The organism is Gammaproteobacteria bacterium (genome assembly GCA_021647245.1).
GTDB lineage: Bacteria > Pseudomonadota > Gammaproteobacteria > RBG-16-57-12 > RBG-16-57-12 > JAFLJP01.
Genome location: JAKIVC010000023.1, coordinates 18,596 through 39,704, shown reverse-complemented (window position 1 = coordinate 39,704; position 21,109 = coordinate 18,596). Strand labels below are relative to the sequence as shown.

19 protein-coding genes, 1 pseudogene and 1 riboswitch are annotated in these 21,109 nt (G+C 44.5%); all 20 genes and pseudogenes read right to left on the bottom strand.

All coding sequences use genetic code 11. The annotated features are described in order from the left end of the window. Positions 1–168 precede the first annotated feature (168 nt). Positions 169–562: pseudogene (gene tnpA, locus L3J94_08100) on the bottom strand (IS200/IS605 family transposase). 157 nt (positions 563–719) lie between these two features. Continuing rightward, positions 720–2,033, bottom strand: a complete 1,314-nt coding sequence (locus tag L3J94_08095; GenBank protein ID MCF6218702.1) for a hypothetical protein — start codon at positions 2,031–2,033, stop codon at positions 720–722. A gap of 6 nt (positions 2,034–2,039) precedes the next feature. After that, complete coding sequence (locus L3J94_08090) at positions 2,040–3,116, bottom strand: hypothetical protein (protein ID MCF6218701.1); 1,077 nt, start codon at positions 3,114–3,116, stop codon at positions 2,040–2,042. Next, on the bottom strand, positions 3,107–4,354 hold the full coding sequence (locus L3J94_08085; GenBank protein ID MCF6218700.1) for an O-antigen translocase: 1,248 nt from the start codon (positions 4,352–4,354) through the stop codon (positions 3,107–3,109). Before L3J94_08085 ends, L3J94_08090 begins: the two co-directional genes overlap by 10 nt. Beyond that, a complete protein-coding gene (locus tag L3J94_08080; GenBank protein MCF6218699.1) occupies positions 4,341–5,444 on the bottom strand; it encodes a DegT/DnrJ/EryC1/StrS family aminotransferase in 1,104 nt (367 codons plus the stop codon). The genes L3J94_08085 and L3J94_08080 overlap by 14 nt, the downstream gene beginning before the upstream one ends. Then, complete coding sequence (locus L3J94_08075) at positions 5,441–6,352, bottom strand: WxcM-like domain-containing protein (protein ID MCF6218698.1); 912 nt, start codon at positions 6,350–6,352, stop codon at positions 5,441–5,443. Before L3J94_08075 ends, L3J94_08080 begins: the two co-directional genes overlap by 4 nt. A gap of 1 nt (position 6,353) precedes the next feature. Then, positions 6,354–7,394, bottom strand: coding sequence for a dTDP-glucose 4,6-dehydratase (gene rfbB, locus L3J94_08070; GenBank protein ID MCF6218697.1), 1,041 nt, complete (start codon positions 7,392–7,394; stop codon positions 6,354–6,356). 79 nt (positions 7,395–7,473) lie between these two features. After that, positions 7,474–7,932, bottom strand: a complete 459-nt coding sequence (locus L3J94_08065; protein ID MCF6218696.1) for a hypothetical protein — start codon at positions 7,930–7,932, stop codon at positions 7,474–7,476. After that, complete coding sequence (locus L3J94_08060; GenBank protein MCF6218695.1) at positions 7,929–8,222, bottom strand: nucleotidyltransferase domain-containing protein; 294 nt, start codon at positions 8,220–8,222, stop codon at positions 7,929–7,931. Before L3J94_08060 ends, L3J94_08065 begins: the two co-directional genes overlap by 4 nt. 1 nt (position 8,223) lies before the next feature. Further along, complete coding sequence (gene rfbD, locus L3J94_08055) at positions 8,224–9,120, bottom strand: dTDP-4-dehydrorhamnose reductase (GenBank protein MCF6218694.1); 897 nt, start codon at positions 9,118–9,120, stop codon at positions 8,224–8,226. A 1-nt stretch (position 9,121) separates the two neighbouring features. Continuing rightward, positions 9,122–9,676: a dTDP-4-dehydrorhamnose 3,5-epimerase gene (rfbC, locus tag L3J94_08050; protein MCF6218693.1), complete on the bottom strand. Its 555-nt coding sequence runs from the start codon at positions 9,674–9,676 to the stop codon at positions 9,122–9,124. Continuing rightward, positions 9,676–10,548, bottom strand: coding sequence for a glucose-1-phosphate thymidylyltransferase RfbA (rfbA, locus tag L3J94_08045; GenBank protein MCF6218692.1), 873 nt, complete (start codon positions 10,546–10,548; stop codon positions 9,676–9,678). The genes rfbC and rfbA overlap by 1 nt, the downstream gene beginning before the upstream one ends. Positions 10,549–10,607: 59 nt before the next feature. Next, on the bottom strand, positions 10,608–11,621 hold the full coding sequence (locus L3J94_08040) for an NAD-dependent epimerase (GenBank protein MCF6218691.1): 1,014 nt from the start codon (positions 11,619–11,621) through the stop codon (positions 10,608–10,610). A 22-nt stretch (positions 11,622–11,643) separates the two neighbouring features. After that, positions 11,644–12,927, bottom strand: coding sequence for a nucleotide sugar dehydrogenase (locus L3J94_08035; protein ID MCF6218690.1), 1,284 nt, complete (start codon positions 12,925–12,927; stop codon positions 11,644–11,646). A gap of 32 nt (positions 12,928–12,959) precedes the next feature. Next, positions 12,960–13,568, bottom strand: coding sequence for an adenylyl-sulfate kinase (cysC, locus tag L3J94_08030; GenBank protein MCF6218689.1), 609 nt, complete (start codon positions 13,566–13,568; stop codon positions 12,960–12,962). An 86-nt stretch (positions 13,569–13,654) separates the two neighbouring features. Then, positions 13,655–14,506 carry a methylenetetrahydrofolate reductase [NAD(P)H] gene (gene metF / locus L3J94_08025; protein ID MCF6218688.1) on the bottom strand — a complete coding sequence of 284 codons (852 nt, stop codon included), beginning with the start codon at positions 14,504–14,506 and terminating at the stop codon, positions 13,655–13,657. A 60-nt stretch (positions 14,507–14,566) separates the two neighbouring features. Continuing rightward, positions 14,567–15,973: an adenosylhomocysteinase gene (gene ahcY / locus L3J94_08020; protein MCF6218687.1), complete on the bottom strand. Its 1,407-nt coding sequence runs from the start codon at positions 15,971–15,973 to the stop codon at positions 14,567–14,569. A gap of 12 nt (positions 15,974–15,985) precedes the next feature. After that, positions 15,986–16,064: riboswitch (S-adenosyl-L-homocysteine riboswitch) on the bottom strand. Between the two features lie 20 nt (positions 16,065–16,084). Next, complete coding sequence (gene metK, locus L3J94_08015; protein MCF6218686.1) at positions 16,085–17,245, bottom strand: methionine adenosyltransferase; 1,161 nt, start codon at positions 17,243–17,245, stop codon at positions 16,085–16,087. Positions 17,246–17,279: 34 nt separating this feature from the next. After that, the gene (locus L3J94_08010) at positions 17,280–18,218 is read right to left on the bottom strand and encodes a Wzz/FepE/Etk N-terminal domain-containing protein (GenBank protein MCF6218685.1); all 939 of its coding nucleotides are present in this window, start codon (positions 18,216–18,218) and stop codon (positions 17,280–17,282) included. A gap of 2 nt (positions 18,219–18,220) precedes the next feature. Next, positions 18,221–21,034, bottom strand: coding sequence for an SLBB domain-containing protein (locus tag L3J94_08005; GenBank protein MCF6218684.1), 2,814 nt, complete (start codon positions 21,032–21,034; stop codon positions 18,221–18,223). Positions 21,035–21,109: the final 75 nt, after the last annotated feature.

Sequence of the window (21,109 nt, the reverse complement as noted above, 5' to 3'; positions counted from 1 at the left end):
GCCTTTATTCACAGAAACGATAGCGTCGTTTACACGCACATGTAAAAGGTTATTAATAGGGCGAAATGTGAATACTCCACTGGCTAAAAGCCGATGGCTTCGAGTTACGGCTGAATGCCGATCATTTCGCCTTAAGGCGACTTACAGCACGCTAAAACCATCGTCCAGCTAATTTTGCTTCTGATTTTTTATATACTCCTGCCAAACTTCATCTGTCACATTCCCGCTCGAAGCAACCCAATAGCCTCTAGCCCAAAGATGCTGATCCCAGTATCTTTTTTTGAGAGCAAGATACTCCGACAATAATTTATGCGAACTTTTACCTTTCAGAAACTGCACTACTTTGGATACTGATAGGTTCGGGGATACCGATTAGCATATAGTCTCGGTTGATCGAGCCTGCATAGATCATCATCTCCTTGCTACGAGCCATTTCTCGAAGTAGCTCTCGACACCGAATACTCACGTCTCCGCCTAGTATTGAGTAACGATATTTCGTCACCCACACTATGTGGCACTTACAATCCCAAACCGCATGGCTACCATACTTATCATTCTGCATCTCTTAAGTTAAGCATACCACCGCACCCCAGCCGCCCGAAGGCGGGGGATTTACGGATCCCCTATCGGGGACTTTAAAGATGGAATTAAGCTAAAAAATACCAAACTAGGCCACCGCTTGATTTTTTTGGTGGGGCACCACACTCGACAGTAGCTCTTCATGATTCAACTCGCTCCTTAATCGCTCGCCTTCTTTGCACCAATGCTATCCCACAAAAGAGCCACAAATAAAAAGAAAATGTTCTAGCTTCAAATGCTTGATTTAAAAGATTTAAAGGAATGGAAGTAAGAAGCAATGTCACGGCGACCATAGCAATATAATTGCCTTTATACCTTAACAAATTTATAGAGCACTTCACCCGTTTATACACATGAAAAAGAAACAACAACCAACACACAAAGCCAAACAACCCGTAATAGACATACATTGCCACCCAGTAAACATCTTCAATCACATAAGGAAGAACGGCTATAAGGATAGCGGGTACCATTGGAAAATTTATGGTAACAAATTCTGTGAAAACATACTTATCAGGGCTAAAACCAATAATGTTGTGCCCGGATAAAAACAATTCTGGTAAAATATATACAATAATTCCCAAACGGGAGTTCATCATCCCTTCCATAAGTTGAGAGGTATTAGCCTGAGCCTCTACAACCCTGTCAACAGAAATAGTGGCCCACGCAAACACCATCAGTAGAGGTAGCACAACCACACACCAAACCAGGAGCCTCTTATAACCATATTGCCAAACTAAATAGCCCATTAGCACCATTATCGAAGTCACAAATACTGACTTGGATCCAGATAAATATATTAATGCAATAAAAATTGAGCCGACAAACCAGATCTCCCTTACTTTACGAGGCTTTTTCAATATCCAAAAGACAAAACCAATCATTAGAAAGTATGCGTAACTTATTGTGTCACCCATTGTACCCATGAGATCGTTTCTGTCCTCAAAACGATTGCCTGTAAAATCCTTAACAATTCCCCCTAGACCTTCCGATGCACTCCTTGCCGATAAAAAATCTCTTGCAGAAATGCCACCAACTAACTGAAACAAACCTACAAATAGCTGTATTGTGATAGCAAGCCAAAACCACCGTACAAGCTTATCTATCTGTCCCTCATTAGGGTTTAATAATAAAATTATATAAATTAGTAACACATATCGTAACAGCGCTTTAATATTTGCTACGCCTAAGAAAACATCAGCCCCAGGGTTCAATAACAAAGTTGCAAATGCCAAAAAAATGAATAAGAGCAAATAAAAATCCACCCTCCCGCCTATAATGGATATTGGTCTAACTAATAAAAGCCTCTCTAGCATTAACAAACCCATCAGCCCAAAGACCAATAAGTCAGGAGCCTGCCTTAAAAGTGAGTAACCAATATCACCCACAGGGAGCCATTTAAGAATAAACTCTTGGAGTGGTAGGTACACCACCAAAAACAATAGTACCTTCATACTTTTTTATTTCAACATAGCGAAGTCTAAATATTGCTCCGCTACTGTTTTGCAGTCATGTACTCGTTCAACGTATTCTCTAGCACTTACTCCAGATTCTTCAAAGCTGTCCCTCTTCTCCAAGCATAACTGAAGCTGCTTGAAAATATCATTGGAGTTAGGCTTTATATTAATAACGGGACAATTTTCTACGCCCAATGCCTTGATTGCTTCAGGCTCTGAACCACTCAAAACCTGTTTCCCATACGAAAGTCCAATAATTGCATTCATCCCATAAGAATAGGAGTTTGCTTGGTCTATTATTACATTAGCTATTTTTAATTCTTCAACATATTTAGAGTACTTGAGCTTAGTAGGGGTGGTGACTTCAACATCATTAGGATACCTTTTCTGCAGTTTATTCATTGCCTCTGTAATTATATTAGAACCTTTAAATCCCGGTCGGCTAATACCATGAAAAAAAACAACTTTATTACCAACAGTGTTAGAAGGGCTCCCTATTTCTTTAACATCAAACGGCAAAGGAATAATCCGCAAAGGCTTTCCCTTATCTTGGTAGCCTAAAGAGTATTCATACATAACAGGCACAAAACCTTTAGCCGCACTACAGACCTTTTCATTTAGCTTTATTCTCTTAGGTCTCAAGTAGTTTGGATCCCCCTCTTGATCCAGAATATCTCCTTCAAACCATGTATAGTTAAGCTTATCTTTTGTTGCTTGGTATGTGTAAAAGTCATTTCCTGCCACACTAAGAAAAAACCTCCCCTTATATCTAGAAAAAAAGAAGTCAAATAGAAAGGACGGGACAAGAGGTGAAAACACCATAGCATGACAAGCAAATATGATATCAAAAGAGTCTAAGTCTAGAGCCTTTAAATAAAATGGCCCTCGAATTGAAGTTGCATAAAACCCAGCCCTTCCCTTCAAGCCAAAGCTTAAATCTGTATCTGATGTAATCGCCTTCCAGCCATCTCCCCCTGAAATATGGGTAACACCATGCCCAAGTTGAAGAAAGCCTTTCTTTAGCTCACGGTACATTCCACTATATTCACCCAGTAACAGAATATTCAATTCTATACCCACACTTTTCTTGTAAGTAAAATAACCACTATTAAATAAAGGAAGTAATTTATAGAAAAAGCGTATGTTATCCCAACTAGACCGTAGGTATCTAACATAAAAATTGCGATGAAAACAAACGACAAAGAGAATATCAGCTCTGTAACAATGTACATTTTAGCCATTGCTTTCGCTGCCATTAAAGTCGCGACTAACCAAGCCGCGATCTTGATAACATCGCCAATCAACTGAAACAGAAACAGATCTTTCATTGGTAAAAATGCGGAAGAAAACAATATGTTAATAATTTCATCCTTAAAAAATAAAATACCTAGGGACATACATATTACTATAGGTAATATAATGATATATCCCGAAACCAACTCTTTTCTAAGTTCTTTTTTATCAGTCAGTTCTGAAAACTTTGGTAAAAAATAAATACTCAAGGTAGTTGTTACCACCATTAGGTACATCATAGATATATACCAAATTGCCTGCCAATAGCCTGCCTCATCCCAACCAATATTTTCACCGATATAGTTTCTTATTATCAAATGAGAAATAGGTATCGTAAGGGCTGTAGTAAGTGCCATCGCAGCAAAAGCCATTAACTTTTTTGCTTCAGGTTTATTAAAATCCCCTTTGAAGTTACTAACTTTAATAACTTGGTGCTTTCTCAGCATCCATAATACGATAAAAAACACCACCGATTGATTGGTAACCAAGGCAATTAGAGCGCCATCCAAACCAAGCCAAAAAATTAAAGATGTTGTAAAAATAAGGCTATAAATACTTTGAATAATATTTATTGATACCCAAGTTTTGATTTCTTTTAACCCATTCAAAATAGACAGGAGGAGACTGTTCAAAACAAACAAAATTATGGTGAAACCAAAAATCACAAATATATAACTATGATCACCTGACTTTAAAAAATATATTGACGTATAATTGGAAAGAAGCACTATGCCCGCCCCAACCAACGCGGAGGCAGTCAAACATATTTTACTTGCTGTACTAAATAAAATGGAGAGGCTGCTTCCCTCATCTTTTGCATACTCAGCTGTATACTTAGTTACACCAGCATTGATTGCGCCTTGTGCAAAAGTCATCACAACTTGGGTGAAATTTTGAAATTGACCTATAAGTGCCAAACCAGCTGGCCCAATATACACGGCAACCGCCTTATTAATGACCAATGCAGCTAGCAGCTTTATCACTGTGGCTATAAAACTAAGAATAGATGTTTTAACTAAAGTCATTGACCAACAATGCTACTTTTTTTACATCATCCAAAGACAGCACAGGACTCACTGGCAAACTCAATACCTCTTGGTGAACTCTTTCAGTAATTGGGAGTGACTTACTCCTCCATTCGGCATAAGCCTGCTGATGATGTGGAGCTGTCGGATAGTGAATTAAAGTTTGCACACCCCTTCGCTTTAAATATACCTGTAAGGCTTCTCTATTTTCACAGCGCACCACGAACAAGTGCCACACATGCGCTTCTTTTTGTGTTATGTGCGGCAAAGTAATATCTGTATGTTTGATACCCTCTAAATATGTATATGCAACTTCACGGCGCTTTTTTATTTCTTCATCTAAGCCACGCAATTTCACCCGTAACAGAGCTGCTTGCAGCTCATCCAGTCGACTATTGATACCTTGATATAAATTTTCATATTTTTTATAACTGCCATAATTACCTAAAGCACGAATTGCTTGAGCAAGGTCGTCATGTTTTGTAGTCACTGCTCCGGCATCACCCAATGCGCCCAAATTTTTACCTGGATAAAAACTAAAGCCTGAAGCATCACCCCACGCACCAGCTTTAACCCCACTCAAACTTGCGCCATGTGCTTGTGCAGAATCTTCAATCAACAGCAGACCATGTTTATCTGCAATATTTTTTAGTGCGGGCATATCTGCCAGTTGACCATATAAGTGCACTGCCAAGATTGCTTTTGTTTTAGAGGTAATCGCCTGCTCAACCAATTCTGGGGCAAAGTTATATGTATTTAAGTCAGGTTCAACCAATACAGGCTTCAAACGATTTTCTGTAATCGCAAGAATCGAAGCAATATAAGTATTGGCGGGCACAACAACCTCATCGCCTTTTTGCAGTTTGCCCATTTCCATATATGCCCTGAAAATAAGGATCAGCGCATCCAAGCCGTTGCCAACACCAATGCAGTGCTCCACCCCACAATAATCAGCAAACTCTTGCTCAAAATATTTTACCTCTGAGCCTTGTATATACCAGCCACTATCTAATACCCGCTCAAAGGCTTCCACCATTTCATCTTTGTACTGTGCATTTATTTCTTTTAAATCTAAAAATGGAACTTTCATTTTTTCACCATACCTAGAAATTCGTCATAGTCACGTATATACTCATCCGCATCATAAATATCAGAAGCTAACACCAACAAAACAGCATCTGATGAGTATTGATATTGAATACCCCAAAGCATAGGAGGTATATGTAAGCCTTTGCTGGGCTTATCAAGCAATACTTCTGAGCGACCGTACCCATTATCCACAACAACTGAGCAGCTACCTTTCACACAAATAAGAAACTGGTGAATTGTACGATGTGCATGTTCGCCCCTGACCTCTTTTCCAGGAACATCAAAAACTGTAAAATATCGCTTAGGAACAAAAGGCAAGTGCTGAGGAGATTCAGCAAAAGACAAACTTCCACGTAAATCATTAACTACTGGAATGTCATGTAAAATAGCTCCCGCAATACTTTTCATGCTTGTTTTAACCGTAGAGCACTGTTCTGAGCTAGAACCTTTATCACTATTTACATAACCAGCAATGTTAGCGGGATTTCCAACAACAATAGCATGAGGCGGTACATCTTTGGTTACAACTGATCCCGCACCAACCATTGCATTTTTATTTATTATCACCCCTGGAAGAATTGTTGCGTTGGCTCCGATTGAAGCACCTTCTTTAACAACTGTTTGTAAAAAACTATCAGGGTATACTTTGGAACGAGGGTGTAAATCATTGGTAAAGGTTACATTTGGCCCAATGAACACATTATTTTCAATTGTAATTCCATCCCAAAGCTGAACACCATTTTTAATCGTTACAGAATCACCAACCACAACATTATTTTCAATGAATACTTGTGCGCAAATATTACAGTCCCGCCCTATTTTTGCACCTGACAAAATTACACAAAACTGCCATATGTTCGTTCCTTCTCCAATTTTATCGCTTTGCACATCTGCTAATCGATGAATCACTTCATGCCTCCAAATACCAAGCTACCGTTTTACGGATGCCTGTCTCAAATGTTTCAACAGGCCTCCAATCTAAATCATCACTCATCTTTGCCGCATCAATCGCATAGCGCCAATCATGGCCTGCCCTGTCTTGTACAAATGTAATTAAATCAGTGTGCGGTGCGTTCTCAGGTTTATGTTCGTCCATGAGTTGGCAAATCAGTTTGCATATATCAATATTTGCCCACTCATTAATGCCGCCAATGTTATAAACCTCACCCAGCTCACCACCACGTACAACTGCATCAATGCCTGAGCAGTGGTCGGTTACATACAGCCAGTCCCTAATATTAGAGCCATCACCATAAACAGGAATTGCTTCTTGCTCTAAGCATTTGCGAATCACTGTTGGAATAAATTTTTCACTGTGTTGGTAAGAGCCATAGTTGTTTGAGCAGTTGGTGGTGGTTACGGGTAGGCCGTAGGTATGAAAATAGGCACGCACCAAGTGGTCTGATCCTGCTTTTGATGCAGAGTAGGGTGAGTTAGGCGCATAGGGTGTGGTTTCGCTAAAGGCGGGGTCATTAGCTTCTAATGTGCCATACACTTCATCGGTTGAAATATGGTGAAAGTGGCACTGCATTTGATTCCTACCTTTTTCGCCTTGCCAGTATTGGCGCGCCGATTCCAGTAATGTGAAGGTGCCCATTACATTGGTTTTTACAAATATTTCGGGGCCCGATATTGAGTTATCAACGTGAGACTCTGCGGCAAAGTGGACAATAGTATCGATATCGTGTTCACGTAAAAGCTTATCGATCAGCTCTCGATCACAAATATCGCCTTCTACAAAAAAGTGACGGGATTCGTCCGGTAAATCCTTTAGGTTATCCAAAGAGCCGGCATAGGTGAGCATGTCAAGGTTGACTATTTTGACTTGATCATCCGTTGCCAGCATGTAACGGACATAGTTACAGCCAATAAAACCTGCGCCACCCGTTACTAAAATAGTTTTAGGTGTGTAGGCGTTAGATGATGAGTTAGGAGTGTTTGAGGTGGTCATTTTAAATCTTCTTTTAAAGAATTTTTGTTACGGATCAGCAGTGAAAAAGAGGCGGTTTTTCTAGTTTAATTGGACTGAATCACGGATCTAACAACCCCTTTTTTTTTGCATACTGAAAAAGTGTTTCATTGAGGCTCTTTATATCAGCAAACACATTTAAGGCGGTGTGAATGCCCTCAAGCAGTTCTTCCCTGTTGTCAGGATATTCATGTGTTAATACATTCCTTAAATTTCTATAATCCATCCACTGCTCGGCGCTGCTTAATAGCTCTAGTTTTTCCAGTCGATCCAAAACATCAAGCATACTCATCGAGGGCTGATACTCACCTAAAGCATCAAGAAGCTCTCTAAATAGTTTGTTGCCCATTAAGTCTTGTATTTTAATAAACCTGAAGATGAAACTATCAATCACCTTCACCTTATCAAAATCATCCAATGACTCTGCACTTAAAGTATTTGAAAAGCTGACCACCTCTTCATGGGCTCTATTGGCGCGACTTATATGCAATGCTAATGTCTGAAATGTTTCAGAAATCACAAATGCACCCCTTCCGACTTTGCGGTATCGTGGATAGACTTATGTTCACAGCCTTTTGTTTTTACGATTAAATCAATCTTTCTCAAACCAATAGCCCGTTGGATTTTTGTTATTAGTCGTAATTTTTTTTGTAATCCGCACGGCTGGTCAGTCTCCACATAAAGGTCAATATCACCACCACGAGCCGAATCATTAACTCTCGACCCAAAGAGCCACACCTCACTGGCTGAACCTAATGAGTGTTGAATAATACTCTTAATGGCTAATACCTGACTTTGAGTGAGTCGCATTTTACAGCTTTCGGCTGCGAGCAGCCGACGCTTCCGCAAGCGTGTTAATCACCTCGGTCAGAGACTCTGCCCAAGGCTGTAGCTTTATTTCAAACGTTTCTTCCAACTTTGTACAGTTTAGCTCAGAGTTTACGGGGCGTTTGGCTGGTGTTGAGTAATCTTTGCTGGCAATAGCGTTCAGCGTGCTGATTTTAAGCGCCATGTGCTGATTTTTTGCTTCTAAAAAGATAGCCTCTGCAAAATCAAACCATGTGGTCACATTGGGCTGTGCAATATGGTAGGTTCCCCATGCTCGCTTATTGCTCATTAACATTCTATAAACTGTTTTAGCTATCTCTTGAGCGGAGGTTGGTTTGCCATGCTGGTCGGCTACCACACCCAATGTTTCTCGTTCTGCAGCCAGGCGTAACATTGTTTTGACGAAATTACTGCCGTGCGGGGAGAATACCCAGCTGGTGCGTAAGATATAGTAGGCACTACACATCGTTTTCACAGCCTCTTCACCGGCCAGTTTTGTCTCACCATAAACACCAAGGGGAGAGAGTGCGTCACCTTCGAAGTAGGCTCCCTGCTTGCTGCCATCAAAGACATAATCTGTTGAGATATGAACCAAGGGGATCTTTAAATCGGCACATGCTTGCGCCAAATAGCCAACGGCGGTTGCATTAACTGCCAGTGCAGCCTCGGCATCTGATTCTGCTTTATCTACCGCCGTATAGGCTGCGGCATTAATAACCGCATCGGGTTGTTGTTGCGCGACTGTTTTTTGTACGGCGACTTGATCTGTAATATCCAGCGTATTGCGCTCAAAGCCGACCGCTTCACAGCCGTGGCTTGCCGCTAATGCCATTAACTCGCGGCCAACCTGCCCCTGAGACCCTGTAATTAAAACTTTCATTTCAATAATTCGGTAGCAGTGAAGTGTCGATCTCACAGAGCATGGGAAGTGCCCGATCCTTCTCTGATAACAGCGGCTCTTTTAGGGGCCACTCGATAGCCACTTTTGGGTCACTCCACAGCAGCCCACTCTCATCGTCAGGGCGGTAATAGTCGGTACATTTATACAAAAAGTCAGCACGCTCAGAGAGCACACAAAAGCCGTGGGCAAATTGCGGAGGTATCCAGAGCTGATGGTGATTCTCTTCACTTAGGATACAACCATACCACTGGCCAAATGTGGGTGACCCGATACGAATATCTACGGCCACATCAAACACCGAACCAGAGCTTACCTGAACCAGCTTCCCCTGGGGATGGTTAACCTGAAAATGTAACCCACGCAGCACACCCTTGCTTGAGCGGGAGTGATTATCTTGCACAAAATCCACATCTGGAAAACCAGCGGCCATGTAACGCTCTTTATGATAGGTTTCCAGGAAAAAACCACGTGTGTCACCAAATACCTTCGGCTCTATATGCAACACGCCGTTTAGATTAGTTTTATTTATTTTCATCACGCCTTACCCTTTAACAGTTTCAGCAGATACTGCCCATAACCATTTTTTTTCAAAGGAGTGGCTAACTTCAACAAGTCTTCATCTGAAATATACTTTTTTTGCCAAGCAATCTCCTCCAGGCAGGCAATTTTCAGCCCCTGGCGTTTCTCCAGCACTTCAACGAATTGAGCGGCCTCTAGCAGCGAGTCATGGGTGCCGGTATCGAGCCAAGCAGTACCACGTCCCATGCGTTGAACATGCAGTGCATTCATCTCAAGGTAAACTTTATTGACATCGGTTATCTCTAACTCACCCCGTGCGGAGGGCTTGAGATCAGCGGCTATATCAATCACTTGTTCGTCATAGAAATAGAGGCCGGTTACCGCATAGTTTGATTTTGGCTGCTCGGGTTTCTCTTCAATGGAGAGCGCTTTGCCTTCTTCATCAAAATCAACCACGCCATAACGCTCTGGGTCGTTGACGTGATAGGCGAAGACGGAAGCGCCACTCGCTCTAGCGGCCGCATGGCGCAACTGATTCGACAAACCATCGCCATAAAAGATGTTGTCTCCCAAGATCAGAGCCGAGGGTTCACCTGCCACAAAATCTTTGCCAATTTGATAAGCCTGTGCCAGCCCGTCAGGGCTAGGCTGCTCCGCATAGGAGATCGAAAGACCCCATTGTGAGCCATCTTTCAATACATGCTGAAACATCGGCAAGTCACGGGGTGTTGAAATCAGCAAGATTTCACGAATACCCGCCAGCATTAGTGTGGAAAGCGGGTAATAGATCATCGGCTTGTCATAAACCGGCATTAACTGCTTACTAACGGCTAATGTTAAGGGATGCAGCCGTGTACCGCTGCCACCGGCCAAGATAATACCTTTCATACAACACTTCCCTTTAAATACAAAATACTACTGATATTTTTGGATTTAATATCAAAACCTTACACGTTGTAATATTCACGATACCAATCAACAAAGTTTTGAACGCCCTTTTCGACTGGCATGGCAGGCTTGAACCCCACATCATTTACCAGGTCGTCAACATCAGCATAGGTAGCGGGTACATCACCTGGTTGCAATGGCAGCATATTTTTCTCAGCCTTTTTACCTAAGGCCTTTTCGATGGCACCAATGTAATCGAGAAGCTCAACGGGGCTGTTATTACCGATATTATAGATACGGAAGGGCGCGTAGCTGGTACCACTGTCGGGCGCATCCCCCGTCCACTCCGGGTTAGGCTTGGCGGTATTATCGAGAACCCTGATAACCCCTTCGACAATATCATCAACGTAGGTGAAATCACGTCTCATTTTGCCGTGGTTAAAGACATCAATGGGGCGATCTTCAAGAATCGCTTTGGTAAACAGAAACAGCGCCATATCGGGACGACCCCACGGGCCATAAACGGTAAAGAAGCGCAAGCCGGTCGTGGGCATATCATAGAGATGAGAATAGGTATGTGCCATTAGTTCATTGGCTTTTTTGCTGGCAGCGTAAAGCGACACCGGATGATCAACATTGTGATGAATCGAAAATGGCATTTTGGTATTGGCACCGTATACGGATGAGGAGGATGCATAGACCAGGTGCTTTACTTCATTATGACGACACCCTTCAAGAACATTGGTAAAACCGACAATATTGCTCTCGATATAAGCGTGAGGATTAATGAGTGAGTAGCGAACCCCAGCCTGTGCGGCAAGATTGACCACTTTATCAAACTTCTGCTCTTTAAAAAGTGCGGCCATCTCATCACGGTCTTCCAGGTTTATTTTGACGAACTCAAAACCGGGCTGATCTTTTAACTTGGCCAATCGATCCAGTTTAAGCTGTACCTCATAATAATCATTGAGATTATCCAGCCCAACGACTTGATCACCTCGTGCAAGCAGGCGCTTAGAGAGCGTTGAGCCGATAAAACCCGCCGCACCGGTTACCAATATTTTCTGTGGCATTTTTTTTCCTAATTATGCGTTATTACAGACGCCAGAAATCAAAGCCGGCATCGACAAGTGCTTGTCGATCAAAGACTGATTTCACATCCATAAAGGGGGCGTTTTTCCCTGTTTTTATCACTAATTCATTCAGATCATAGCGGACTATTTCATCATGAGATACTGCCGCTACCACCGCTTCAACATGATCAATGGTATTAATATCCACCAGCTCTATGCCATATTCATGCTTTGCTTCAATGGGCTCTGCAACCGGATCCCATACCAACACCTTGATTCCGTAATTGCGCAGCTCTTCTATCACATCGATCACTCTGGAGTTACGCAGATCAGGGCAGTTCTCCTTAAAAGTCAACCCCATGACCAATACGGTGGCATCTTTGATGGGACGACCCTGCATAATCAGTTTTTTAACCGTCTGTTCAGCAACATATTTACCCATGCCATCGTTAATACGACGACCGGCAAGAATCACTTCAGGGTGATAACCCAGCATGGAGGCTTTATGGGTCAGATAATAGGGATCAACACCAATGCAATGCCCACCAACAAGGCCAGGGCGGAAGGGTAAGAAGTTCCACTTGGTGCCCGCGGCCTCCAATACATCAACGGTATCGATACCCAGCTTTTCGAAAATAATCGAGAGCTCATTCATTAGTGCGATGTTCAGGTCTCGCTGAGTATTCTCGATCACCTTGGCGGCTTCAGCTACTTTGATAGTGGTGGCACGGTGGACACCGGCCTCAATAACCTGTTCGTACAGCCAGGCAACCTGTTGCAATGTATTTTCATCCTGGCCGGCAACCACTTTGACGATGCGTTCAAGTGTATTTACTTTATCGCCCGGGTTAATACGCTCCGGGGAGTAGCCCACAAAGAAATCCACACCACATTTCAAGCCAGAGCCCTGCTCAAGAAGGGGGACGCAGATCTCCTCTGTCACACCGGGGTAAACCGTCGACTCATAGATGACAATGGCACCCTGCTTTAGGTTTTTTGCGACCACTTCACTCGATTTTATAACCGGTGTCAGGTCAGGTTGTTTGGCTGCATCAATAGGAGTCGGCACCGCAACCACAACAAAGTCAGCCTGTTTAATCGTAGCAGAATCAGTACTGTAGGTGATCTGAGTGGCTGTCTTAAATGCTTCGGGTGACATCTCATTGGTAGGGTCAAAGCCATCTTTATAGGCTTGAACTTTTTCATCAGAAATCTCATAACCGAGGGTTGGCATCACACGGCCAAAAGCGAGGGCTAATGGCAAACCGACATAGCCCAGACCAACAACACAAACTTTCTTACTCACGTAAATATCCTTCTGTGACGATTAAAATCAATTTATGCGGTAATAATACCACGTTCCTTCAAGACTGAAATCACATCATCGGCACATTCATCCAATGATTTTTCCCCTGTTTTAGCAATAATTTCAGGGTTTATGGGGGCTTCGTAGGGGGAGTTGATTCCGGTAAACTCAGGAATTTCGCCCGAACGTGCTTTTTTATAGAGCCCTTTAACATCTCGCCCTTCACAGACCTCCAATGATGACTCACAGTAAACCTCGATAAAATCACCGTGGGGAACACGGTTCCTCACCTGCTCGCGGTCGGCAATAAAAGGGGAGATAAAAGCGGTCAGTGTGATAACACCCGATTCGGTAAACAGCTTGGCCACTTCACCAATACGACGTATATTTTCGGTACGGTCTTCATCACTAAAACCGAGATCAGAGCATAAGCCGTGGCGAACATTATCACCATCCAGCACGAAAGTGCGACAATCCAACTTATGAAGGCGCTCTTCTACCGCGTGCGCCAGGGTTGACTTTCCAGAGCCGGAGAGTCCGGTAAACCATAAAATCGCACTTTTGTGGCCATTCTGTTTTTCACGCAACTCACGTGTAACGGTGGCGTTGTGCCAGACAACATTACTGCTTTTTTGTTCCATTATAATAGTATCCATATTATCTTAAATTGATGATATACGAGCTAATGAGCCAGTCTATATTCAATCCGACCCGCTCATTGGCCCGCCTAAATATTTATTCCAAGATTCTTGCAAATCGCCAGCGTTGATACTGATTGATTCATGGTGTAGAAGTGTAGTCCAGGCGCGCCCTGCTTAAGCAAAGAATGACATAATTCACTGGTTACCTCTAATCCGTATCTCTTCAACCCGTCAAGATCATCACCAAACCCTGCCAGGCGCTGACGCAACCAGCGCGGGATCTCGGTACCACAACCATCCGAAAAACGTGCCAACTGTGTGTAATTAGTGATCGGCATGATACCGGGTGTAATCGGTATATCAAGTCCCATTTTCTCACAATCATCTATGAAACGCAGATACGCATCAATATTGTAAAAGTACTGAGTGATTGCCGCATCGGCACCGGCTTCAACTTTACGTTTAAAGTTGAGCAGATCATGTTGTGCACTCTCTGCCTGAGGGTGAAACTCAGGGTAGGCGGCCACTTCCAAATAAAAGTAATCACCGTATTCACTGCGAATAAATTCGACCAACTCATTTGCATAGCGAAACGCGCCACCCTCACGCATACCCGAGGGCATATCACCCCGGAGTGTGACAATTCGGCGGATACCGTTTGATTTGTATTGCTCAAGAATAGATCGAATATTATCTCTGTTTGAGCCAATACATGAGAGGTGAGGGGCCGCATCGATACCTTCACTTTTAACACGCAAAACCGTCTCCAGCGTCCCCTCCTGGGTGCTACCGCCTGCGCCAAAGGTGACAGATATGTAGCTGGGATTTAACTGTTTCAGCGCTTTTATGGTATTGCCCAGCTTCTCTTTTCCTTGCGCTGTTTTAGGTGGAAAAAACTCGCAACTGATATTTTGTGGGTATTTTTTTTGGGTCTGCATTGGGGGTGCCTCAAGCCATAGTCACGATTACCGAGCTGACAATTCAGCCCGGCGATGATATTAGTAACGATAGTGATCGGGCTTATAGGGCCCCTCAACGGGCACACCAATATAGTCTGCCTGATCCTGGCTCAGCACGGTTAACTTGGCACCGATTCTCTCCAAGTGCAGGCGCGCCACCTCCTCATCAAGGAATTTAGGCAGAATATGCACACCCACTGCATACTTTTCTGGTGTGACAAAAAACTCAATCTGCGCCAATACTTGATTGGTAAACGAGTTGGACATCACAAAGCTTGGATGACCAGTAGCACAACCCAGATTAACCAAACGACCTTCAGCCAGCATGATAATTCGTTTGCCATCGGGAAAAATAATATGGTCTACCTGTGGTTTGATATTTTCCCACTGGTATTTTTTAACACCTGCAATATCGATTTCATTATCAAAGTGACCAATATTACAGACAATCGCCTGATTTTTCATGGCCACCATATGGTCGTGGCAGATAATATCTTTGTTGCCCGTAGTCGTTACAAAGATATCAACCGATGGTGCGACATCATCCAGAGTAACCACACGATACCCTTCCATCGCCGCCTGCAGAGCGCAGATAGGGTCAACCTCGGTCACCCAGACAGTCGCGCCAAGACCACGCAGTGATTGTGCACACCCCTTGCCCACATCACCATAACCACAGACCAAGGCAACTTTACCAGCAATCATCACATCGGTAGCACGCTTAATGCCATCAACCAGTGACTCACGACAGCCGTATAGGTTGTCAAATTTTGATTTGGTAACAGAGTCGTTCACATTCATCGCCGGAAACAGCAGCTCACCGCTCTCAACCATCTCATAAAGGCGGTGCACGCCGGTGGTGGTCTCTTCAGTTACGCCTCGGATATTTTTCGCCTGTTTATGCCAATATTGTGGATCTTTAGCAATGGTGCGCCTCAACACCTCAAGAATACATGTGTACTCATCATTATCATCAGCACTCGCATCGGGGACCGCTCCGGCATTTTCAAACTCAACGCCTTTGTGAACCAGAAGCGTTGCATCACCCCCATCATCAAGAATCATGTTGGCGGTTTCACCATTAGGCCAGTTGAATGCCTGTTCAGTACACCACCAATACTCTTCGAGTGTTTCACCCTTCCAAGCAAAAACAGGGATTTTTTGCGCAGCAATTGCCGCCGCCGCATGATCCTGGGTAGAGAAGATATTACATGAAACCCAGCGCACCTCAGCACCCAGCACCACCAATGTTTCGATTAAGACAGCTGTCTGAATAGTCATGTGTAGGCTACCCATAATGCGGGCACCCTGGAGGGGTTTACTTTCACCAAACTTTCGACGCAGCGCCATCAAGCCTGGCATTTCGGTTTCAGCTATTTTGATCTCTTTATGACCCCAATCGGCCAGTGAAATATCAGCAACTTTGTAATCCGTAAATTCAGTCATTTTTTTCTCCGAATAAACACAGCGCCGTTAAAAGTTTAACGCCAACTACCGAGCCTGGCAGGATTAACCTGTTGCAGCGCTTCTCAGTAATCGGCATGATTAAAAATCAATTTATAAACCAGCCGCATCTCGTAATGCATCTGCTTTATCGGTTTTTTCCCAGGTAAACAGGGGCTCTTCACGGCCAAAATGTCCATAAGCGGCCGTGGATGCGTAACGGGGTTTAAGTAGATCCAGCATTTCGATAATGCCACGGGGGCGCAGGTCGAAGTGCTCACGAACCAGCTCAATAATCCGTGACTCTTCAAGCTGGCCGGTTCCAAAGGTATCAATACTGATAGAGGTTGGCTCGGCAACGCCGATGGCATAAGAAATTTGAATTTCACAACGATCGGCTACTCCGGCTGCCACCAGGTTTTTTGCCACATAACGCCCAGCATAAGCAGCCGATCGGTCTACCTTGCTGGGGTCTTTACCAGAGAAACAGCCGCCACCATGGCGTGCCATGCCACCGTAGGTATCAACAATAATTTTTCGCCCGGTCAAGCCACAATCACCCACTGGGCCGCCAATCACAAAACGACCCGTTGGGTTGATATAAAAACGGGTCTGGCTATCTATCCATGCCTCTGGAAGTGTCGGTAAAATGATCTCATCCATCACCGCCTCTTTGAGCGTTTCATGGGCAATATCCGGTGTATGTTGGGTCGAGAGCACCACCGCTTCAATCCCCACCGGCTTGCCATCTTCATAGCGAAAAGTGACCTGGCTTTTAGCATCTGGACGCAACCACGGCAGAGTGCCATTTTTGCGCAGCTCCGCCTGGCGTTTAACCAGCCGATGAGCGTAGGTGATCGGTGCAGGCATCAATACATCCGTTTCATTACTGGCGTAACCAAACATCATCCCCTGATCACCCGCGCCCATATCCTTGTTTTCACCTTCATCAACGCCCATTGCAATATCAACAGACTGCTTATCGATGGAGGTCAGTACCGCACAAGATTCGTAATCGAACCCCATATCGGAGCTGTTATAACCGATCCCTTTGATTGTTTTGCGTATCACGTCCTGCATATCGACCCAGGCAGAGGTGGTAATTTCACCGGAGATGATGACCATTCCAGTGTTAACCAGTGTCTCACAGGCGACACGCGCCAGGTGATCCTGCTCAAGAATCGCATCGAGAATCGCATCTGAAATTTGATCTGCAACCTTGTCCGGGTGCCCTTCAGAGACCGATTCAGAAGTAAAAAGGTGCTGTTTTGCCATTGTTAATACCTCTATTAAAGATCTCTATCTCATATTAATTTTGTAACGAAGTGCTCTCCGATTTGGATGAACGCTCCTGTTTAGCCTTGCGAATAAACGTACGAAAAAACACAAAAAACACCGCAAAGAAGAGACCAAGAACCATCCCTAAAATAACGATCAGTGCCCGTTTTGGTTTTATTTTTTTCTCGGGGACAACCGCAGGGTCAATCACTTTAAAAGCATATTCAACCCGCACATTGGCCAGCATGGTTTTTTTTGTTTCATCTTCAATCAGGCCATAGAGCATCTGTTGCATCTCCAAGACACTGGTTTGGCTGATCTGCTGATTCAGGTAGTCAATGCTTTGAGTCGCCTCCTCAATTGCATGGCGTCGCATGTGCTCATTTAATACCACCACCAGTTTATTTGCCCAGCTAGCCGCTATAACAGGATCTTTCCAGCTGATTGACAGTTGGATCATACCGTTTTCTTTGCTGGTGCTCGTTGAAAGCACTTGTTTGGTAAAGAGCGCATAGGCATCCCATAGCGTGGGTCGTAACTCAGGCTCACTCTCCTGCCACTGCTCTGCAAACAGTACTGGCAGCAACGACTCCTTAACAAAAAAATCATTCAGAAACAGACGTGACTTCAACACCGCAAGTCCCTCCTCAGCGCCACCACCAAGGGAGCCTGAAACACCGACCAAAGAGGCCAGCCCTCCCAAGCCGCCTAAAGAGATTCCGCCACCCTCCTCCGCCCCGGCAGGTGCTAACAGAACTTCCGCTTTATAGATGGGTGTCGTCAGGAGTGCAATCACAATGGCGAGCGTTGTAAATGAAGTTGTAATGAGTACAATCAGCCATCGATTACTCCACAATAGATCCCAGTATTCCAAAAGGTCGATCTCATCTTCGGCCTCAGAATAGTATCCTTGAGGCACTAGACATGGCTCACCACACTGGCTATCCGCTTTAAATGCTTTTTTAGTCATAACTAGAGCAACCCAACCGCATTCCAGCTGGCAACCGCAATACCCAACTGATAAACAATTTGACTCACATTAGTCCAGAGGCGCAGGGTGCTCAGATAATCCACATCCAGCGGTACTATGATGGTATCCCCCGGTTTTAATTTGATGCCAGACTTAAACCAACCAAGCCCTGAGGTAACAACAGCACCATTGGCCCTTACCACATACACCCTGGCATCATCAGCCCGCTGCGTCAGGCCACCACTTTGATTGATATATTCAGCAACAGAGAGGCTACCGTCATATAAATGTGACGTGGGATGAAAAACTTCACCCAGGATTGAAACCTCTTGGGTTTTGCTCGGGACAATCAGGCGATCACCCGATTTAAGGACAATATCTCTACGCTCATCGCCAGAGAGCACCGCTTCAAGGTCGATGACCAAACGTCCGAGAGCTTTAGTTGACTCTAACCTTGAGGCCAAATCGTTGCCAACAATAACCGCACCCTGCGAAGCGGCACCGGTCATACTCGCTTTTTCAAGGTTGATCGCAGCAATCTCCCTCTCTAGGCGCATACGCATATCATCCAGATTTCGCTGCTCCTTGATTCGCAACTCTTCACGTAAAAAAATCGCAGCCTGGGGGTAAGCCTGCTCAGTAACACCTCCGGCACGAGCCATCACATCGGCAAGTGTTTCACCTTCCAGAAAAGCATAAGTACCCGGAAATCTCACCTCGCCTTTGAGTTCAACACTTTTTCCATCTCGCCAGTTGGGTAGCTGTTTAATCGTCAGCGAATCATAAGGCTCCAATAGTTGATCAAAGGATCTATCCCCTGCCAGAATTTGAGTCAGATTCACAACCCGATGCTCAATCTCCCGAGTGCTGGAATCCTTAATGATATATCGACTTAACTCCGCTTCTAATGAATAGGCTGACTCTTTAAGATAACCCGCCGCTCGAACAAGATCACTTAAATACATCCCCTCTTCTAGCGGATATTGCCCCGGATTTTTAACCGGCCCGGTGATAGTGACAACCTGGCGTGGCTCATTAAAGTCAGCTTGCTGCGCCAACCTAGAGAGCAAACCACTGAGCTGATCCTGACGCGACTCTGCCTGATTAAAGAAATAGGCGGTATCCCGCGCCTCAAGTAGCGGGTCAACCGTAACATCTCCATTTTCAGTCAGATCATAGCTCTTCAATTTCAGCTTTCTGGCGGCGCCCATTTCGCTCTGAACCAGCACATAGGAGAGATCTGTCTCCGGCAACACATCAACCGTGGCCTTAACAAGATCGGAGAGGTGCATCCCTTCGGTTAAAGGATAAACCCCCGAATGACGCACATTACCTAAGAGTGTGACGATTTTCTCTGGTGCATCCGGGCGGCCCTGATTCCTGAGCTGCTCGACCAACGGTTTAAGCATTTCGTTACGTTTGCCATACAGGCCAAACACCATCAGCATGTCGCGCTCAAAAATCTCGATATTTTTTTCACTGTTCGGTGATCTTAAAATATCACCAAGCGAGACATGCAGAATCATAATATGACGTTCAGACCCTGTTTCACGACGGATCAAAGCATACTGAAGGTCTGCCTGGGGCTTCAGGTCATCAATCGAGGGGATTAAATCCGACACACGCATCCCCTCAAACCACTGATATCGAGCCGGACGCTCGACATGACCCCTCAATAATACGGTATTTTCAATCTTATCCAGCACCGAGCTAACGGTAATCGAGTCACCCGCTAAAATTTGCTGATGAGTCGCTTTTTTATTGCTCAAATCAATATCGAGCAGGCGACGTTCGTTGGCCTCATCAATACGAATAATACGCGATGCTTGTGGATAGGCTGTCGGTAGCATGCCACCGGCAAAGGCCAAGACATCGGCAATGGTTTGTCTGCCCTTAAGCTCATAAATAGCCGGACGGATAACGGCTCCCTCAATTTTTACCACATCACCTATCGGAGGAACAAAAATCACATCCCCTGGCTGCAACCTCCGGTCGGCACGGGTATCGCCCCTCATGAGTAAGTCATACAGATCAAACTCGGAGATCACCTCGCCACGACGCTTTAACTCGATCCGCCGTAGCGAACCCAAAGGGGTGACGCCGCCACTATTGAATAGCGCATTGGTTAAAGTAGATAACGCACTCACTGTATAAGAGCCGGCGTGTTTTACATTACCCATCACAAAAATACGGATCGAGCGCAGCGTACCCATGGAAATGTGTGATTGAACACCAATAAACTGCTTTTTAATGCGTTGAGTTAACTGTTTTTTAACCTCATCAAAACTCAAGCCAGCAACACTGATAACGCCAACACGGGGGAAATTTAGCGAGCCATCTCGCGAAACTATCAGGCTATAATCAGCATTTTCTTTACCAAAAATCTGTATATATATTTCATCACCGGGGCCAATTATATAATCACTCGGTACCGGGATATCTGCCGCAGGTGCGAAAGCGCTCGGACTCCCCCTAAAAACATCATACCCAAAATGGGGAGTCTTATTTTCAGCCGCAGGCGGTTCAATAAAAATATTACTTATTTTCTCCTGCTTTTGCTGATGCTGCTCTCTCTCTTCAACGGTCTCTTCAACGATGGGTGGTATGACCTGCGGAGTATTGACTTGGTCTTGCCAGTTACCGCGCTGGGTAGGAGGCGAAACATCGCCACTCACACCGTACTGCTCCAACAGCCGCTCTTGCTCCTCTCCACTTAAGGATTGAAACAGCTGAATTTGTTGCGGCGTGGGTACCGCGACTGCCAACGAACTGGCCACAGTAGACAAAATCAATAGAATAAATAACTTTTTAAACATTAACCTAAAAATCTCCAGACTAGATATTTCTCTAGGAGGCAGCCGAGCTGAGGTGATCGTCTCGAAAGAACGTCA

Coding starts and splice junctions, on each gene's coding strand:
- L3J94_08095 (MCF6218702.1), bottom strand. CDS start 2,033: ATGAAGGTACTATTGTTTTTGGTGGTGTACCTACCACTCCAAGAGTTT.
- L3J94_08085 (MCF6218700.1), bottom strand. CDS start 4,354: ATGACTTTAGTTAAAACATCTATTCTTAGTTTTATAGCCACAGTGATA.
- L3J94_08080 (MCF6218699.1), bottom strand. CDS start 5,444: ATGAAAGTTCCATTTTTAGATTTAAAAGAAATAAATGCACAGTACAAA.
- rfbB (MCF6218697.1), bottom strand. CDS start 7,394: ATGACCACCTCAAACACTCCTAACTCATCATCTAACGCCTACACACCT.
- L3J94_08060 (MCF6218695.1), bottom strand. CDS start 8,222: ATGCGACTCACTCAAAGTCAGGTATTAGCCATTAAGAGTATTATTCAA.
- rfbD (MCF6218694.1), bottom strand. CDS start 9,120: ATGAAAGTTTTAATTACAGGGTCTCAGGGGCAGGTTGGCCGCGAGTTA.
- rfbC (MCF6218693.1), bottom strand. CDS start 9,676: ATGAAAATAAATAAAACTAATCTAAACGGCGTGTTGCATATAGAGCCG.
- rfbA (MCF6218692.1), bottom strand. CDS start 10,548: ATGAAAGGTATTATCTTGGCCGGTGGCAGCGGTACACGGCTGCATCCC.
- L3J94_08040 (MCF6218691.1), bottom strand. CDS start 11,621: ATGCCACAGAAAATATTGGTAACCGGTGCGGCGGGTTTTATCGGCTCA.
- cysC (MCF6218689.1), bottom strand. CDS start 13,568: ATGGAACAAAAAAGCAGTAATGTTGTCTGGCACAACGCCACCGTTACA.
- metF (MCF6218688.1), bottom strand. CDS start 14,506: ATGCAGACCCAAAAAAAATACCCACAAAATATCAGTTGCGAGTTTTTT.
- ahcY (MCF6218687.1), bottom strand. CDS start 15,973: ATGACTGAATTTACGGATTACAAAGTTGCTGATATTTCACTGGCCGAT.
- metK (MCF6218686.1), bottom strand. CDS start 17,245: ATGGCAAAACAGCACCTTTTTACTTCTGAATCGGTCTCTGAAGGGCAC.
- L3J94_08010 (MCF6218685.1), bottom strand. CDS start 18,218: ATGACTAAAAAAGCATTTAAAGCGGATAGCCAGTGTGGTGAGCCATGT.
- L3J94_08005 (MCF6218684.1), bottom strand. CDS start 21,034: ATGTTTAAAAAGTTATTTATTCTATTGATTTTGTCTACTGTGGCCAGT.